This window comes from Vibrio sp. QJM3NY_39 (genome assembly GCF_057785895.1).
Genome location: NZ_CM173505.1, coordinates 3,518,788 through 3,536,507, shown reverse-complemented (window position 1 = coordinate 3,536,507; position 17,720 = coordinate 3,518,788). Strand labels below are relative to the sequence as shown.

The 17,720-nt window shown below is 45.0% G+C and carries 12 protein-coding genes and 4 tRNA genes; 11 read left to right on the top strand and 5 right to left on the bottom strand.

Annotation, left to right across the window (positions count from 1 at the left end):
- The 10 genes from AC3CHU_RS15730 to AC3CHU_RS15685 all read left to right on the top strand — a co-directional run bounded on the left by AC3CHU_RS15730 (position 1) and on the right by AC3CHU_RS15685 (position 9,883).
- A tRNA-His gene (locus tag AC3CHU_RS15730) sits at positions 1-76 on the top strand.
- A gap of 77 nt (positions 77-153) precedes the next feature.
- Positions 154-230: transfer RNA gene (locus AC3CHU_RS15725), tRNA-Pro, on the top strand.
- Positions 231-274: 44 nt separating this feature from the next.
- A tRNA-His gene (locus AC3CHU_RS15720) sits at positions 275-350 on the top strand.
- A gap of 55 nt (positions 351-405) precedes the next feature.
- Positions 406-482 (top strand) — tRNA-Pro (locus AC3CHU_RS15715).
- Positions 483-1,824: 1,342 nt separating this feature from the next.
- Positions 1,825-3,552 carry a dipeptide ABC transporter ATP-binding protein gene (locus AC3CHU_RS15710; RefSeq protein ID WP_004735537.1) on the top strand — a complete coding sequence of 576 codons (1,728 nt, stop codon included), beginning with the start codon at positions 1,825-1,827 and terminating at the stop codon, positions 3,550-3,552.
- 94 nt (positions 3,553-3,646) lie between these two features.
- Entirely contained in the window at positions 3,647-5,200 is a 1,554-nt protein-coding gene (locus tag AC3CHU_RS15705) for an ABC transporter substrate-binding protein (RefSeq protein ID WP_054548018.1), read from the top strand.
- A 180-nt stretch (positions 5,201-5,380) separates the two neighbouring features.
- Positions 5,381-6,358, top strand: coding sequence for an ABC transporter permease (locus AC3CHU_RS15700; RefSeq protein WP_004735540.1), 978 nt, complete (start codon positions 5,381-5,383; stop codon positions 6,356-6,358).
- Positions 6,359-6,360: 2 nt separating this feature from the next.
- Entirely contained in the window at positions 6,361-7,299 is a 939-nt protein-coding gene (locus AC3CHU_RS15695; protein WP_004735541.1) for an ABC transporter permease, read from the top strand.
- 187 nt (positions 7,300-7,486) lie between these two features.
- Positions 7,487-8,443, top strand: coding sequence for an SPOR domain-containing protein (locus AC3CHU_RS15690; protein WP_488524891.1), 957 nt, complete (start codon positions 7,487-7,489; stop codon positions 8,441-8,443).
- A gap of 198 nt (positions 8,444-8,641) precedes the next feature.
- On the top strand, positions 8,642-9,883 hold the full coding sequence (locus AC3CHU_RS15685) for an NADH:ubiquinone reductase (Na(+)-transporting) subunit B (RefSeq protein ID WP_488524890.1): 1,242 nt from the start codon (positions 8,642-8,644) through the stop codon (positions 9,881-9,883).
- A gap of 92 nt (positions 9,884-9,975) precedes the next feature.
- Here the strand turns inward: AC3CHU_RS15685 and AC3CHU_RS15680 are convergent, their stop codons facing one another.
- The 4 genes from AC3CHU_RS15680 to AC3CHU_RS15665 all read right to left on the bottom strand — a co-directional run bounded on the left by AC3CHU_RS15680 (position 9,976) and on the right by AC3CHU_RS15665 (position 14,698).
- On the bottom strand, positions 9,976-10,227 hold the full coding sequence (locus AC3CHU_RS15680) for a DUF6482 family protein (protein WP_017091425.1): 252 nt from the start codon (positions 10,225-10,227) through the stop codon (positions 9,976-9,978).
- A 139-nt stretch (positions 10,228-10,366) separates the two neighbouring features.
- Positions 10,367-12,112: a hypothetical protein gene (locus tag AC3CHU_RS15675; protein ID WP_488524889.1), complete on the bottom strand. Its 1,746-nt coding sequence runs from the start codon at positions 12,110-12,112 to the stop codon at positions 10,367-10,369.
- 202 nt (positions 12,113-12,314) lie between these two features.
- A complete protein-coding gene (gene gorA, locus AC3CHU_RS15670) occupies positions 12,315-13,670 on the bottom strand; it encodes a glutathione-disulfide reductase (protein WP_146454024.1) in 1,356 nt (451 codons plus the stop codon).
- A 188-nt stretch (positions 13,671-13,858) separates the two neighbouring features.
- Complete coding sequence (locus AC3CHU_RS15665) at positions 13,859-14,698, bottom strand: 23S rRNA (adenine(2030)-N(6))-methyltransferase RlmJ (protein WP_029224298.1); 840 nt, start codon at positions 14,696-14,698, stop codon at positions 13,859-13,861.
- A 278-nt stretch (positions 14,699-14,976) separates the two neighbouring features.
- Here AC3CHU_RS15665 and prlC point away from each other — a divergent pair, with 278 nt between their 5' ends.
- On the top strand, positions 14,977-17,019 hold the full coding sequence (gene prlC, locus AC3CHU_RS15660) for an oligopeptidase A (protein ID WP_488524888.1): 2,043 nt from the start codon (positions 14,977-14,979) through the stop codon (positions 17,017-17,019).
- 117 nt (positions 17,020-17,136) lie between these two features.
- Here prlC and asnC read toward each other — a convergent pair whose 3' ends face one another.
- On the bottom strand, positions 17,137-17,601 hold the full coding sequence (gene asnC, locus AC3CHU_RS15655) for a transcriptional regulator AsnC (RefSeq protein WP_004735550.1): 465 nt from the start codon (positions 17,599-17,601) through the stop codon (positions 17,137-17,139).
- Positions 17,602-17,720 lie beyond the last annotated feature (119 nt).

The window sequence follows — 17,720 nt, the reverse complement described above, 5'->3', positions numbered from 1 at the left end:
GTGGCTATAGCTCAGTTGGTAGAGCCCTGGATTGTGATTCCGGTGGTCGCGAGTTCGAATCTCGTTAGCCACCCCATTCTTTCTTTACAAAATATCGGTAGCTTCGGCTTCCAGTGTTGATTCATTATTCCCAAGAGTCGATACAAAATTAGTCGGTGAATAGCGCAGCTTGGTAGCGCATCTGGTTTGGGACCAGAGGGTCGGGGGTTCGAATCCCTCTTCACCGACCACTATTTCAATAATCGCTTTTAAGCGGTTATATAAAAAATTAGTGGTGGCTATAGCTCAGTTGGTAGAGCCCTGGATTGTGATTCCGGTGGTCGCGAGTTCGAATCTCGTTAGCCACCCCATTAATTTTGGTAGCTTCTTTGAAGTTCCCAGTTTGAGAAATCAAACAAAACGTCTCGGTGAATAGCGCAGCTTGGTAGCGCATCTGGTTTGGGACCAGAGGGTCGGGGGTTCGAATCCCTCTTCACCGACCACCTTAAGAAGCCTCGTCAGAAATGACGGGGCTTTTTTACGCCTAGAATTTAGATAATTTGAGACCAGAGGGTCGTGGGCTGGATCGCCAGTCCGATCAAATCCCTCTTCACCGACCACCTTAAGAAAGCTCATCAGAAATGATGAGCTTTTTTTCTATCTGGAGAAAAGATAATGGTGTATTCGTGGGCTGGAAGCCCAGTCGCATCAAATCCTTCTTTACCGACCACCTTTAAGAAAGCTCATCAGAAATGATGAGCTTTTTTTCATCTGTAGATCACTAGGCTGGAACCCTAGTGGGGTTCGTCTGATGTTCAAAGAATCTCTCTTCACCGACTACATTAAGAAGCCTCAGTCGAAATACTGGGGCTTTTTTGCATCTGGGATTTATTTAATTTGGGACCAGAAGGCCGTGGACTTGCCGCCAAGCTGATAGATCGCCAGCTCGGTGGTTCGTCAGGCCGCAGGAAGCGCTTCCGCGCCGAATCTCTCTTTATTTACCACAATAGAGATTTCAGTCGAAAGGTTGGGATTTTTGACATCTGTCGTTTCAGTTATTCTTGATTTTGAATACTGAGAGCCTAAATATTTCAACGCCTTGCTTGATGTAGCCTTGGTAAAATCCATATTCTATATAAGGCGATCTCTTGCTTTTTTCTAGATTATCGCGCCTTTCTAGAGGTGTCTGCTTTATTAAATGGGCTGATCGATATCTAATTTTATATAAAATTCACCGCCAATCATTCGACAAATTAATAGGTTTGGTCTAAAGATTTCTATGAAAAGTGAAATTTGACGCTAAATATGTTCCCTAAGGTCTGTATTTGACAGTTTTCTTTACATCAAGTCGCTCAAAATCGTCTCCATTTTAGTAAGTCTTTCGTTTCACTGGTTGGTATTCGCTGAAATGATGTGAGGGGTAATATATATGGTTAATATGCTTCTATCTGGTTGTTTTGTTTGCTTGAATGACAAAAATTAGCGTTTGTTTCTATAGTGTTAATTGTTTTTTGGAATAATTATTTGTTTTTAGTGACTGGTAGTGAGATCTGCTTTTAACCATAGGTTTAACTCTACAAGTAAGTGGTAGTAAGGGATTTGTGAGTATTTATTATCGACAATAGAATGTTGATTTTTATTACTATATGCTCTCTGGGTGAATAGTTATGTGGTGCTTTTGCTTGTTAAGCGTTTAATGTCGACTTTTTATCCTATTTTTGTTGCTTTTCTGTGAATTATTTGCCAAATTGTCAACCGTATAAAATATCAGAACAATATTCTGGTAAGAATGGATTCAATTTTGCAGACAGGGCAGAGAGCTGCCAAAGCAGTAGAGGTCTGGTAATGTCACTTTTAGAAGTAAAAAATCTTCGTATCGAATACCCATCTCGTCATGGAGTTCACGCAGCAGTAAAATCGCTTTCGTTCAACATTGAACGTGGTGAGATTGTTGGCGTTGTAGGGGAGTCTGGTGCCGGTAAATCAACAGTAGGCAATGCTGTGATCGATCTACTGAGCCCTCCTGGTCGCATTGCTAGCGGCGAGGTATTTTTGGATGGCGAAAAAGTCTCTGGCTTATCTCCTGAACAGATGCGTTCTGTTCGCGGCTCAAAGATTGGTTTTATCTTCCAAGACCCAATGACTTCTCTTAACCCTCTATTCACAGTAGAGCAGCAGTTAAAAGAAACGATTCATGCCAACATGAAGGTTTCGGATCAAGAAGCTTACCAACGCTCATTAGACTTGATGAACCAAGTTGGTATTCCGCAACCAGAAAACCGTTTAAAGCAGTACCCACACCAATTCTCTGGCGGTATGCGTCAGCGTGTTGTTATCGCGATCGCATTGGCAGGTGAACCTGACTTAATCATCGCAGATGAACCAACAACCGCACTGGATGTGTCTATCCAAGACCAGATTTTGGGTTTAATTCGCGACCTATGTATTAAGAAGAACGTAGGTTGTATGTTGGTCACGCACGACATGGGTGTCGTATCTAACGTTACCGATCGCGTAGCGGTTATGTATCGTGGTGATTTAGTTGAGTTTGGCCCGACGGCGAAAGTCCTTGGTACTCCTGAACACCCTTACACGCACAGTCTTATCTCAGCGGTTCCGCGTTCAGATCGTAAACTCGATCGTTTCCCTCTTGTGAGCTACATCGAAGAAGCGCACGAGATGGAACCACTTGATGTGAAAAACCACTGGTTAGGTCAAAGCCAAGATCACCGTGATTACACTGGCCCGTTGTTGAATGTTGAAAACGTCAACTTACGCTTTACCACCAAGGATTCTTTCTTTGAGAGTCGTCGTGAGTACGTTCAGGCGTCAAACAATGTGAGCTTTGAAGTACACGAAGGTGAAACTTTTGGTCTTGTGGGTGAATCTGGTTCGGGTAAATCAACGATTGCTCGTGTGATTGCTGGCTTGTACGCACCCAACTCAGGCAAAGTGACCTTTGAAGGTATTGACCTTACTGGGCTTAAGTCTGAGAAAGAGCGTCGCCCAATGCGTCGCCAAATGCAGATGGTGTTCCAAAACCCATACACATCAATGAACCCTCGAATGAAGATCTTCGACATCATTGCTGAACCTATCCGATTCCATAAGCTTACGCGCAACGAGAATGAAACTCGTCAGATCGTTCACGACCTGCTAGAGCACGTTGGTTTAGGCAAGATGGCTGGAGTTAAATACCCACACGAATTCTCAGGTGGCCAACGTCAGCGTATTTCTATCGCTCGCGCCTTGGCAACTCGCCCACGTCTTCTGATTTGTGATGAACCTACGTCGGCGCTGGATGTGTCGGTACAGGCTCAGATTCTTAATCTATTAAAAGACTTACAAGACGAGCTCAACCTAACCATGCTGTTCATCAGTCACGATTTACCGGTTATTCGTCAAATGTGTGATCGTGTTGGTGTGATGCAAATGGGAGAGCTATTGGAAGTAGCGCCAACAGAGCAGTTGTTCCAATCGCCTCAGCATGAATACAGCAAACACCTAATTTCTTTAATGCCTGAATTTACGGGTTTAAGAGAAGAAAAAGCAGTGGCAAAAGCCGCGATATAAAAATCAGCAGGCTGGAGTTTGGCTTGCTAAAAACAATAAACAGACGCAAATACAACAACTAGGGATCTGGATTCCCGCATGAAGGAGTTATGCAATGAAAACCATGAAAAGCAAATTAGCAGTAGCTTTAATGGCAGCTGGCCTAAGCTTTAGTGCAGCAGCAGCAGATATTACCGTTGGCTACGCAGCTGACCCGGTATCACTTGACCCGCACGAGCAGCTGTCTGGTGGCACACTGCAAATGTCTCACATGGTGTTTGACCCTCTAGTACGTTTCACTCAAGAGATGGATTTTGAAGGCCGCCTAGCATCTAGCTGGGAGCGTGTTGATGATACGACTTTCCGTTTTAACCTACGTAAAGGTGTGAAATTCCACTCTGGTAACGAACTGACTGCTGATGATGTTGTGTGGACTTTTGAACGTCTACAAGCTTCTCCAGACTTTAAGTCTATCTTCACGCCATACGAAAAAATGGTAAAAGTGGATGACTACACAGTTGAGCTAGTATCAAAAGCGGCTTACCCACTAGTACTACAAACAGCAACTTACATCTTCCCAATGGACAGCAAGTTTTACTCTGGTCAAACAGCGGAAGGTAATGATAAATCTGAGCTAGTTAAGCACGGTAACTCGTTCGCTTCGACTAACGTTTCAGGTACTGGCCCATTCATCGTAACTCAACGTGAGCAAGGCGTTAAAGTAACGTTCGAGCGTTTCAACGATTACTGGGACACAGAAACTGAAGGTAACGTAGACAAGCTAACACTTGTGCCAATCAAAGAAGATGCAACGCGTGTAGCAGCACTTCTTTCTGGTGACGTGGATATGATTCACCCAGTAGCACCAAATGATCACAAGCGTGTTAAAAACGCTAAGAACATCGATCTAGTAACGCTACCTGGTACTCGTATCATTACGTTCCAAATGAACCAAAACAGCAACGAAGCACTGAAAGATGTGCGCGTTCGTCAAGCAATCGTTCATGCGATTAACAATGAAGGTATTGTTAAGAAAATCATGAAAGGTTTCGCGACAGCTGCTGGTCAGCAAAGCCCAACAGGCTACGCGGGTCACAACGAAGATCTAGTTCCTCGTTACGATCTGAAAAAAGCGAAAGAGCTGATGAAAGAAGCGGGCTACGAAGATGGCTTTACACTAACTATGGCAGCGCCTAACAACCGTTACGTGAACGATGCGAAAGTAGCGCAAGCGTCTGCGGCGATGCTGTCTAAGATTGGTATCAAAGTTGATCTTAAGACGATGCCTAAAGCACAGTACTGGCCTGAGTTTGACCTATGTTCAGCAGACATGATGATGATCGGCTGGCACTCAGATACAGAAGATTCAGCTAACTTCAACGAGTTCCTAACGATGACTCGTAACGAAGAGACTGGCCGTGGTCAATACAACTGTTCTGGTTACTCAAACCCAGAAATGGATGCGATTGTAGAAGCTTCTAACACTGAAACTGACCCTGTTAAGCGTTCTAAGATGCTGAAAGGCGTTGAAGCAACACTTTACAATGACGCAGTATTCGTACCTCTACACTGGCAAAGTGAAGCGTGGGGCGCGAAATCTAACGTAGGTGCAGCAGACGTAGTAAACCCAATGGTTATGCCTTACTTCGGCGACCTAGTTGTAAAATAATCTAGCTTGCTAGAATCGAGAGCCTGAAGCTTTCAGGCTCTCAATATTATTAAGATATAGATTTAAGTTTCGGTATTTGGTCTTCCTTCAGTCTGGCTAAATACCTTTTTTAAGACTGAATTTTTTGTTGTCTAGTCGCGGATTTCGATTAGACAGTCATGGATAGATAAGGGGCAAGGAATGGTTACGTTTCTGGTCAAGCGCCTGTTTCAGGCACTGATAGTGATGTTTGTGATCAGTTTGGTGGCGTTTGCCATTCAGGATAACCTGGGCGACCCGTTACGTGAGTTAGTCGGTCAATCTGTTTCAGAGGCGGAGCGTCAAGCGCTACGCGATGAACTCGGCTTAAATGATCCCTTCGTTACAAAATATACTCGCTTTATAGGCGCAGCCCTACAAGGTGATCTTGGTACTTCATATTTCTTTAAACGCCCTGCTGTGGACGTAATTTTAGACAAATTGGTCGCGACGCTTGAACTTGTGTTCGGTGCTTCTCTGATTATTGTTTGTCTGTCGATTCCATTAGGCGTTTATTCTGCAATACACCCAAAAAGTTTCTTCACTAAATTGGTCATGGCGGGTAGTAGTATCGGCATCTCGGTACCTGTTTTCTTAACTGCAATCATGCTGATGTATGTGTTCTCTATTGAGCTAGGTTGGCTACCGTCATTTGGACGTGGTGATACTGCAAACTGGTTTGGTTGGGAGTCTGGCTTCTTAACGCTCGATGGCCTTGCACACTTGGTACTGCCGAGTATTGCTCTAGCATCTATCATGCTGCCTCTGTTTATTCGTCTAGTTCGTTCTGAAATGCTAGAAGTTCTAAGTTCTGAATACATTAAGTTTGGTAAAGCGAAAGGCCTAGCGCTAAACAAAATCTATTATCAACACGCATTGAAAAACACCATGCTACCGGTTCTTACTGTTGGTGGTGTTCAGATTGGTACTATGGTGGCATACACCATTCTTACTGAAACGGTTTTCCAGTGGCCTGGCACAGGTTTCTTATTTTTAGAAGCGATCAACCGTGTAGATACACCGCTGATTACCGCATACGTTATTTTTGTTGGTCTTATTTTCGTAGTGACTAACACGATTGTTGATTTGCTTTACGGTGTTATCAACCCAACCGTTAACATCACAGGGAAAGGAGCATAATCATGGAACAGACATCGACAGTGCCGTCTCGCTGGGAACGTTTTAAGCAATCAGACATTGTGTATTACTTCTTACGCGACAAAGTGGCAATGGTGAGTTTCGCCATTTTCTCAATCTTCTTAGTGATGGCACTAGCAGCACCTATTCTAGCGCCAACAGACCCGTACGACGTGACATCGATTGATATCATGGATTCAGAGCTGCCACCATCATGGATGGAAGACGGCGAAGAACGTTTCTTGCTCGGAACGGATGAGCAAGGCCGTGATATTTTATCTACCATGCTTTACGGTTCGCGCTTATCACTGACCATTGGTTTCTTAGCGGTAGGCCTACAACTGACGCTTGGTATCATAATTGGCTTGTCTGCGGGTTATTTCGGTGGCCGTATTGATAGCTTCTTGATGCGTTTCGCTGATGTTCAGCTTTCGTTCTCAACCATGATGGTTGCGATCATTGTTTCGGCCATCTTTAAGGCAAGTTTCGGTAGTGACTTCTACGCGCAATATGCCGTTGTTATGCTGGTGGTGATCATCGGTATTGCAGAATGGCCACAGTATGCGCGTACTATCCGTGCATCGGTATTAGCAGAGAAGAAGAAAGAATACGTAGAAGCGGCACGTGTGATGGGCTTTAGAGCGCCTCGCATCATGTTCCGTCATATTCTGCCTAACTGTTTATCACCGATTTTGGTTATCTCTACGGTACAGGTGGCAAATGCCATCATGTCAGAAGCGGCACTTTCTTTCCTAGGTTTAGGTCTTCCGGTAGACCAACCGTCACTGGGTGCTCTGATCAGTACAGGTTTTAACTACATTTTCTCAGGAGCATGGTGGATCACAGCATTCCCAGGTGTGCTTTTGGTAACATTGGTTCTAGTTATTAACCTATTAGGCGACTGGTTACGTGACGTGTTTAACCCTAAAATTTATAAAGGGTGATAGCTCTGATTGATTTTTAGATAAAAAAGTCACTAAATTAAGAGCCGTAAGCAATTACGGCTCTTTTTTTGCTTAATGGATCTGGAACTTAGTATCATTGATAGTGTCAATAATACTTAAAATGGAATTCATGTTTTATCGACATCGATTCGGTAATAATTAACCCGTAAGGGTTTAAGTGGTGGTTATGAAATTGACAATGAATGCTGTATGTCGTGCTGTGATGAGAAATTATCGTATGGGGCTTATCGCTGCATCTCTTTTGGTCTCGAGCCAAGTGAATGCAGAGTCGGTTCTATGTGATGCCACTCAAGCAAGCACCAACCAATTACCACAGCTAGAGCAGTCATGTCCGATCGGTAAGGGTGTGTGGGGAAGCAAGGCGCCTAAACGTCATTCAGATAACGAGCTGTTTTGGGTTCAATGTGGCCTGCTGAACAAGCCTCTGTCACTGAGCCGAGCAAAGCCTTTGTATGAAAAAATCTCGACCAACGTTTGGATGAAGCCTGAAGGCGGAGACTATCGTTGCTTAATCGGGCCTTATTCTACCTTCTCTGATGCGAGAAAAGACTTAGCTCAGGTGCGTAAGGTGTCTGGCTATAACGAAGCTTTTATTCGCATGGTCGATAAGTCGAAAACCTCATCACAGCCTATCGTTGCAAAACCGGCAGAGCCAAAAATGGTTAAGCCTAAGGCTCCTGTAAAACCAAAACCTGCTCCGAAACCTGTGGCAGCTAAGCAAGCGGCAGCGGTAACGAGTGCTGCAGCTATTCAGGCGCTACCAAGCGGTAACGCGAATTCAGATAACGATTTGGAAATCGAAATTCGTGTGACAGCCAATGTTGCGGGTAGCCAATATGCGATTCCTTACCTTCTAGACCATCAACAACAGTTCTATATGGAGCAAGGTAAGCCTTGGAGCCGCCTAGATTTCGATAGCGCTGAATTGGTGTGTAGTCAGGTCAACATGAAGCTGATTAGCGAAAAGCAGTGGCAGAGCATCTTGAGCTCAAAGGTTATGGAAAAACAGAACTGGCCAATGCATCTACCTTATTGGGGCGCAGATAAGAAAGGCCTGTTTACCAACGGAAACGTAAACCAATTGAAAGGTTCTTCACTGCTTAATGTGATGTGTGTGAAGTAGCGAAGACCCGTTGTAATACCAAATAAGCCTCAGCCATTGCTGGGGCTTTGTTGTTTATACACCTTCCTTTTTCAACATCGGTTCGACTTCTGGACACTCTTTCTTTATACGAATTTGACTAAAAATCGCTAGAAACTGTTCAAATAGAGCAATTGATGCGTAGAAAACCATAACTCAAGCAATAAGGTGATTGAGATTATGAGTTTAAAAAAACGATTAGAAGACGTGGCTCCACGCTTTGAAGCTGGAGGGAAGTACGAAAAGCTTTACCCTGTGTATGAGGCTTTTGCGACCATATTTTATACGCCCGGCAACGTAAACCAAGGCTTGACCCATGTTCGAGACAGCATCGATCTCAAGCGTATTATGATTCTGGTGTGGCTAGCGACCTTTCCCGCGATGTTTTGGGGGATGTATAACGTCGGACACCAAAGCTTCCTCGCATTAACGTCCAGTTATCAACTTAACGAACTTACCTCTGTTATTGAAAGCAGCTGGCGCTTGTCATGGGCATTTGGTGATGCACAGTCATTGATAGCAAGTGGCTGGGCAAGTCAGATGTTGCTTGGTGCACTCTATTTTCTACCTGTTTATGCCACAGTGTTTGTTGTTGGTGGCTTCTGGGAGGTCTTGTTTGCAGTCGTTCGCAAGCACGAAGTTAATGAAGGCTTCTTTGTCAGCTCGGTGCTGTTTGCACTAATCCTCCCGCCAACCATTCCGTTATGGCAAGCCGCATTAGGTATCACTTTTGGTATCGTTGTCGCCAAAGAGCTGTTCGGTGGTACAGGACGAAATTTCCTTAATCCTGCGTTAGCTGGACGGGCTTTCCTCTATTTTGCTTATCCAGCCAACATGTCGGGTGGGCTTGTGTGGGTTGCCGCTGACGGCTATTCAGGCGCGACACCACTGAGTCAATGGTATGAGGGTGGTAGTACTTCGCTAATCAACAATATGACTGGCGAGGCGATCACCTGGATGGATGCGTTTGTCGGTAATATTCCAGGGTCGATGGGTGAGGTTTCTTCATTGCTTATCATGATGACGGGTCTGATTCTGATTGCCATGAAGATAGCCTCTTGGCGCATTGTGGCGGGTGTGATTATTGGCCTTGTGGCGACCTCTAGTTTGATGAATTGGATCGGCTCCGAAACCAACTCGATGTTTTCGATGCCGTTCTACTGGCACTTTGTGTTGGGTGGTGTTGCCTTTGGTACCTTCTTCATGGCAACAGACCCTGTATCTGCCGCGTTTACCAATCAGAGTAAATGGGCCTATGGGATTTTGATTGGTGTGATGACGGTTGGTATACGAGTGCTCAACCCTGCTTATCCAGAGGGCATCATGCTGGCTATCTTGTTCGCCAACCTCTTCGCCCCACTGTTCGATTTTATTGTGAAAGAGCAAAACATCAAACGCAGGCAGAAGCGGACATTGCGTTGATTTGAGTGAATAAGAGGGAAAGTTACTCCCATAAGAAAGGCTTACATTGATGTAAGCCTTTTAATTTTTATCGCGACTGATTTGAAGTTGATTTAACTCCACTTCAAATCAATCTCGAACGGTTGGGTGTGGCCACAATGCTCACCACACATTTCGTCGTAGGCACTGTTGTGAACCAGCATTGCCGACGCCACGCCTTGGTCGCTAAAGTGGTCGCGTGCTTGGTTAACACTCAAAAACTTCATTGGGTGCTGGTGGTCGTCTTTGATTAACTGTTTTTGCTCGCCAATGATTTGGTAAGCCAAGTAGATCCCGCCTTCAAATGATTCAATTAGTAGATTCATCACAAACTCCATTGCTGTTCTAGATAGGTTTTGGTTTTTGTATCTACGTTGATGGTTGTTTGAAGGTTCATGTGGGGTAAAAATGAAAAAAAACAGAAGCAATACTTCTGTTTTTTTTAAGAGGTAATCAAATCAGTGATTAGTTGATTTTCTGCATGATGCTAACACGGCCTTTTGTTGATCCGTTTGGAGTCATTTTACGGCGAGTTAACAATCCTTCATCCCAGTCAGTGCCAGCAGGTTGGTATTCCCACTTAACGAAGTACTCATTGTTGCTATCACAAGTATTGTCCTCAGGAATGCTTGAATCTGGATCAAAGTCATCTTGGTCGCAGAAACGAACTACAGTGTTCAGTTCTGTTAGTGTCGCTTTTGAAGCTCGGTCTGTTTGACCAAGCCACCAGTAATCGATAGCACCTAACTCCGCGTAGGTTGCATCAAACTGGCCAATATCTTCTGGTGAAGATTGGCCGCCGTTTTCGCTGCCACACTCAAAACCTGATGTAGTTACTTTTGTTGCGCCAAATACCATGGTACTTACGGCAACTTCGCCATTGTCACAGAACTCTTTTGTTTGCCATGTACCAGTGAAATCCACGTAACGTTCAGAATCTTTCGCTGGAACTTCGTAGTAGTACGCAACACGCTCTGTTACGCGAGATGGGTTATTGCTAGCGTTGCTACCCAGAGTTTCTTTCTTAACGATCTCAGAATAAATGCCTGTTACAGGATCGAAAGAACCAGAAGTAGTATCACGAATCCAGTTTGATGTGTTGCTGTCTTCATCTTTGTCATCCCAGACATTGTTTGCTGTGTAGTGATTCAAGTCTGATGCTTTTTGTGCATCAAATGGCTTCCATCCTTCGATGTCTGCGGCTGTGAACTCTTCGTCAGCGGTTGTTGATTGTGCTAAGTCTCGCAGTTTGTAGGCAAAAGCATCATCGAGAACATATGCAGTATCAGGTGTAAGATCGCCATTCTCATGGTCTATTTGGTTATCACCATCAATATCACAACCCTTCCTTTCTGGATCTTCTTCTTCGATCCATTGGTTTGTCGCATCAGAAACACATGTTAGGTACTGTTCAGCAAAGCTTTCTGATAATGAATAGTCGTTAGATCCCGTAAGCATCGTTACTGAGTTCGCAGAATTCACTTTGAATGTCATTTCGGTCATACCGCGAGTACGCTCGAACATTTCTTCTTCCATTAGCTTATCAGCATGGACGTAGGTGAATTGGTCTGAGTTCTGGGTTACATCAATATAACGAACGAATTTACCAGCAGTGATAAATGGGTTTGCAGAGTCATCACCGCGTTCCATTGAGCCAAACGCAGACTGCATATGCGTTAGAGCGTCGCTTTCTGAAGTGATATTTGCAGCTTCTACACCCATCGCATCTAGGAAGGCAATCACGCTAGCACGGTCATCAAGACTTAGGTCTTTCATCTTCGTCAGAGTTGCAGTATCAGGTTCACGTAGCTCATCTGGGAGAGTTAACACTTCGTCTGAAGTGTCACCAAACTGGTTATCCATAGACTGAAGTAAAATTGCTAGGTTAAGTGCGCGAGCGTATTTACCTGCCGCTTCAAATGGAGTCAGTACATCACGGTTTGATGCTGCGCCTACTTTTAAGCCGTTTTCACCACCAATGAAGAAGGTCACTGTGTCGTTAGTTTTAGCGGTAAATTCGCCTTCGCTATTTGTAACACCGTTTAAGCCAGAACTGGTGTTGTAGTAGATACCTTCAACAGCTGCATCGATAAATTTGTTGGTTGTTGTTGATGGTTCTGTCGGTGTTGTGACACCTGAATTAGAACTGTCGCTACCACAACCTGTTAAAGCCACTGCAATCGCCGCTGCGAGAATACTCACTTTTTTCATTACTCGTACATCCTTTATGTAATAGAGCTATTTGTTATTTTTATGCGTGTAATTTTATAGCGCGCGATTGTAGTGTGATATTACTTCCAAGTTAAGTATGTAAAATGCTGTTCGGTTAATAAATATTCAAACCATACGGTAAAAAACACAAAAAGCCGACATCTGTCGGCTTTTTCATAATATTTCTTTGACTTACAAAGGTTTAACGCATGGTCACAAATTCTTCGCTGCCCGTTGGGTGGATAGCCACAACAGAGTCGAAGTCTGCTTTGGTTGCGCCCATCTTCATTGCAACGCCGAAGCCTTGAAGCATTTCATCAACAGTGAAGCCGATGCCGTGCAGGCCGACTACTGTCTCTTCTTCACCAGCACATACAAGCTTCATCTTACAAGGTTGACGGTGCTTGGTTACTGCTGTGTACATTGCAGTGAAGCCAGATGTGTAAACCTTGATGTTGTCTTTGCCGTACTTCTCTTCAGCTTCTTGAGTTGTTAGACCGATCGTGCCGATAGGTGGGTGGCTGAATACAACAGTAGGCACTAGCTCGTAGTCCATCTTAGCGTTCGTTTTGCCGTTGAATAGGCGCTCAGAAAGCTGACGACCGGCTTTAACCGCGACAGGCGTTAGTTCGATGCCGCCTTCCATGATGTCGCCAACACAGTAGATGCCAGGAACGTTGGTTGCTTGGAACTCATCTACCTTGATGTAGCCGCGGTCGTTGGTTGCAACACCCGTTGATGCTAGGTTGATAGCGTCAGTCGCTGGGTGACGGCCGATAGCCCAAATTAGGTGGTCAACGTTTTGAGTGTTGCCGTTCTCTAGGTGCAGAGTCAGAGTACCGTCCGCTTCTTTCACAACTTCTTTAGGTACAGAATGCGTGTGAAGTGTTGGGCCTTCCGCTTCCATTACTTCAACCAATGTTTCGATGATCATTGGGTCAAAGCTACGAAGTGGTGACTCTTTACGACAGAACAGGTGGGTTTCTGTGCCAAGTGCACTTAATACGCCTGCGATTTCTACCGCGATGTAGCCTGCACCGATTACAGCAACACGCTTTGGTTGCTCCATCAGGTCGAAGAAGCCGTTTGAGTCGATACCGTGCTCTGCGCCAGGGATGTTTGGAATAGTTGGACGACCACCCACTGCGATCAGAATGTGATCAGCTGTGTAATGCTCACCGTTAACTTCAACAGTCTTCTCATCGACAAACTTAGCAAAGCCTTTGATTACGTTTATTTTGTTGTTACCCAAAACGCGATCGTAAGATTCGTGGATACGTCCAATGTACGCTTGGCGGTTTTCAACCAGCTTGCCCCAGTTGAAGCCTTTTACTTCAACGTCGAAGCCGTAGTCTTCTGAATATAGGTTGATCGCTTCAGCAACCTGAGCACCGTGCCACATCACTTTTTTAGGAACACAACCAACGTTTACACAAGTACCACCAAGGTCTTGAGCTTCGATAAGTGCAACTTTTGCACCGTGCATTGCTGCGCGGTTAGCTGATGCGATGCCGCCTGAACCGCCACCGATACAGATGTAATCAAAATGAGTCGCCATTACTTTCTCCATTTATTGAAGGCTGTAGTCACAGTGAGAACACTGGATACCTACGTCCTATAGATTCTTAAATTGTCTAATTATTATATTGAGGGCAGATTGGTTGAACTCAATCTCCCTGTTTAAAATTTATTCGTGTATGTCACAGTCTATTGAAGATTCTTCAAACTATGCCATCGAGTTTGAGATTACTCGGGTACGATCCACTCTACTTTGAAGTGACCGGTCGCTGGCGCAATTGCTTCCTTCAAGAATGGAAGAATTTCATTCATTTGGCTTTCTAGCTTCCAAGGCGGGTTGATCACAATCATGCCTGATGCTGTCATGCCACGCTCGTTGGTGTCTGGTGATACGCCAAGTTCGATTTGTAGAATTTTGTTGATGCCTAAGCCTTCAAGGCCTTCGATCATGTCTTCGATATCACAACGGTTTACCACCGGGTACCAAATTGCGTAGATACCGGTTGCCCAGCGCTTATGGCTTTGAGCAATCGCAGTCACAACATCGCGATACTCTTTTGCCAGCTCGTAAGGCGGATCGATCAGTACCAAACCACGACGCTCTTTTGGTGGCAGGCTGCCTTTTAAGCGTTGGAAGCCATCTTCTTTATAGATAGACACCTGACGATCGCGGTGGAACTCTTGCTCAAGCAAAGGGTGGTCTGCAGGGTGAAGTTCGGTTAATACCATGCGGTCTTGATCACGCAGGTGTGCACGTGCAACACGTGGTGAACCTGGATAGAAACGCAGTTTTTCGCCATTGTTGAGTGCAGAGATAGACTCAAGGTAGCTTTGAATGTCTTCAGGAAGTTCTGTTTGTGCCCAGACGCGTGCAATACCTTGTTTGTATTCGCCAGTTTTTTCAGACCATTCATGCGTTAAGTCGTAACGACCTACACCAGAGTGAGTGTCATGATAAACAAAAGGCTTATCCTTCTGTTTCAAAGAATTAAGAATAAGGCTCTGTACGATATGCTTTACTACGTCGGCATGGTTGCCTGCGTGGAAGCTGTGGCGATAACTTAACAAATTAAACTCTCGTAACACTCTCGAAGTAGAGTGTGGTTAGTGTAGGTAGGGTTAATCTGACCATTATAACCCTCAATGAGCTATAAATTCTCGAACAATTCAGGAACAGTCGACAGCTATATGCAGTTAGTTATTGGTTCTACTATTGAAATTTGCCTTCATGGGCACTATTTAATAACTATTCGCAGGTGATTTTTTAGGGCGCTCCTGAGCCTGATGACTGTAAGACGACCTCATTATAGAAAGACGAAAGTCTCCAAAGCCAAAGGAATGTTTATATGTCTAATCCGCTATTAACCTTCACGGACTTACCTCCGTTTTCACAAATCAAGCCTGAGCACGTTAAGCCTGCGGTTGAGCAAGTGATTGAAGAGTGTCGCAACAAGATAGAACAAGTACTTGAAGGTAATACTTCACCAAGCTGGGACAACCTCGTTGCTCCGATTGATGAAGTGGATGATCGTCTAGGCCGCATTTGGTCACCAGTAAGCCATATGAATTCTGTGATGAACAGCGATGAGCTGCGTGACGCTTATGAGAGCTGCCTGCCGGTACTTTCTGAATACGGTACTTGGGTTGGCCAACACAAAGGTTTGTTCGAAGCGTACAAAGCGATCAAGGCGAGTGAGGCATTCTCGGCACTCGACCAAGCTCAACAAAAAACCATTACCGACGCGCTACGTGATTTTGAATTATCAGGCATTGGCTTACCAGCTGACGAGCAGCACCGCTACGGCGAAATCAGCAAGCGTCAGTCTGAGTTAGGCTCTCAATTCTCAAACAACGTGCTTGATGCAACCATGGGTTGGAGCAAGCAGGTGACAGACGTGGCTGAACTGGCCGGTATGCCTGAATCAGCACTGGCGGCAGCACAAGCCGCGGCAGAAGCTAAAGAGCAGGAAGGTTACCTACTGACTCTAGATATCCCATCATACCTACCGGTGATGACCTACTGTGATAACCAAGAACTACGTAAAGAGCTGTACGAAGCTTACGTAACGCGTGCTTCAGATCGCGGTCCAAATGCTGGCAAGTGGGACAACACTGAGATCATCACAGAGCAACTTAAGCTGCGCCACGAGATCGCACGCATGCTTGGCTTTAGCACTTACAGCGAAAAATCTTTGTCGACTAAGATGGCAGAAACGCCAGACCAAGTACTTGGTTTCCTTAACGACCTAGCAGTAAAAGCCAAACCGCAAGGTGAGCGCGAAGTAGAAGAGCTACGTCAGTTTGCTGAGAAAGAGTTTGGTGTCTCTGAGCTAAACCTGTGGGACATCGCTTACTACAGCGAGAAACAAAAACAGAACTTGTTCGAGATCTCTGATGAAGAGCTTCGTCCATACTTCCCTGAGTCGAACGCAGTTTCTGGTTTGTTCGAAGTACTAAACCGTGTGTTTGGTATGTCGGTGACTGAGCGTGAAGGTGTGGATACATGGTATGATTCAGTGCGTTTCTTCGACATCTTTGATGCGACAGGAACATTGCGCGGTAGCTTCTACCTGGACCTATACGCACGTGAACACAAACGTGGTGGCGCTTGGATGGATGACTGTCGCGGTCGTCGCATTACTCAATCTGGTGAACTACAAACACCTGTTGCTTACCTAACGTGTAACTTCAACAAGCCAGTTGGTGATAAGCCTGCACTGTTTACCCATGATGAAGTGGTTACCTTATTCCACGAATTCGGCCACGGTATTCACCATATGTTAACGCAAGTTGATGCGGGTGCTGTGTCAGGTATCAATGGCGTGCCTTGGGATGCAGTGGAGCTACCAAGTCAGTTCCTCGAAAACTGGTGTTGGGAAGAGGAGGCGCTGTCGTTCATCTCTGGTCACTTCGAAACGGGTGAAGCCTTACCAAAAGAGATGCTAGAGAAGATGCTAGCAGCGAAGAACTTCCAGTCAGCGATGTTTATCCTGCGTCAGCTAGAGCTTGGCCTGTTCGATTTTACGCTGCACACAGAATACGATCCAGAAGTCGGTGCTCGCGTACTAGAAACGCTAGCTGACGTGAAGTCTAAGGTATCGGTACTGCCAAGCCTTGATTGGAACCGCTTCTCACACAGCTTTGGTCACATCTTTGCTGGTGGTTACAGCGCAGGTTACTACAGCTACCTATGGGCAGAAGTGCTATCGGCAGATGCGTTCTCAGCATTTGAAGAAGAAGGTATCTTCAACACTGAAACGGGCAATCGCTTCCTGAACAACATCCTTGAGATGGGTGGCAGTGAAGAACCGATGGAGCTGTTTAAACGCTTCCGCGGTCGTGAGCCTCAAATCGATGCGATGCTTCGTCACGCGGGCATTCAAGCTTAGATTTTCGTTTATATAGCTTAGATTCGAGACGACATAAACTAGATAAATTAAAGGCTGAACATTGCGTTCAGCCTTTTCTTTGTGGGTCACCCAAACATAATCTAGTGCGTATATAGATTATGGATTCACATTGCGATTGATTGGGTTTTGCAGCGAGATAAGAGTCTCAGTCGATTGAACCTCGTCGATCGCCTGCAATTTATCAATCAGCACGAACTGCAATTCTTCTATCGATTTACACATCAACTTGACGAAAATATTGTAGGCGCCGGTGGTGTAGTAGGCCTCAACCACCTCATCTAAAGCATTGAGTTTGGCAATGGCTGAATGGTAATCGCGGGCTGCGTTAAGGTTAATACCAATAAAGCAGCACACGTCGTAACCCAGCTTTTTGGTGTTTACCACAACTTCTGTTCGCTCAATAATGTCTGCTGATCTCATCTTTTCGATGCGAACGTGAATCGTCGCAGGGCTGACATCGAACTGCTTTGCCATTTCAGCATAAGGAGTACGTGCATCTTCCATCAAAGTTTTGAGAATGGCACGGTCTAGATCATCTAGACGAGCTGTAGTTGTGGACATGCATAATCCTTAGATTGAATGAAAAACATACCGGCTTGAGTACACATCATAGCCAAGGGTGATAATATTAGCAGTAACTATAGGGTTAGGGTGAATTCAGTGCGATTTTCGTTATTTTT

Coding starts and splice junctions, on each gene's coding strand:
- AC3CHU_RS15710 (WP_004735537.1), top strand. CDS start 1,825: ATGTCACTTTTAGAAGTAAAAAATCTTCGTATCGAATACCCATCTCGT.
- AC3CHU_RS15705 (WP_054548018.1), top strand. CDS start 3,647: ATGAAAACCATGAAAAGCAAATTAGCAGTAGCTTTAATGGCAGCTGGC.
- AC3CHU_RS15700 (WP_004735540.1), top strand. CDS start 5,381: ATGGTTACGTTTCTGGTCAAGCGCCTGTTTCAGGCACTGATAGTGATG.
- AC3CHU_RS15695 (WP_004735541.1), top strand. CDS start 6,361: ATGGAACAGACATCGACAGTGCCGTCTCGCTGGGAACGTTTTAAGCAA.
- AC3CHU_RS15690 (WP_488524891.1), top strand. CDS start 7,487: ATGAAATTGACAATGAATGCTGTATGTCGTGCTGTGATGAGAAATTAT.
- AC3CHU_RS15685 (WP_488524890.1), top strand. CDS start 8,642: ATGAGTTTAAAAAAACGATTAGAAGACGTGGCTCCACGCTTTGAAGCT.
- AC3CHU_RS15680 (WP_017091425.1), bottom strand. CDS start 10,227: ATGAATCTACTAATTGAATCATTTGAAGGCGGGATCTACTTGGCTTAC.
- AC3CHU_RS15675 (WP_488524889.1), bottom strand. CDS start 12,112: ATGAAAAAAGTGAGTATTCTCGCAGCGGCGATTGCAGTGGCTTTAACA.
- gorA (WP_146454024.1), bottom strand. CDS start 13,670: ATGGCGACTCATTTTGATTACATCTGTATCGGTGGCGGTTCAGGCGGC.
- prlC (WP_488524888.1), top strand. CDS start 14,977: ATGTCTAATCCGCTATTAACCTTCACGGACTTACCTCCGTTTTCACAA.
- asnC (WP_004735550.1), bottom strand. CDS start 17,601: ATGTCCACAACTACAGCTCGTCTAGATGATCTAGACCGTGCCATTCTC.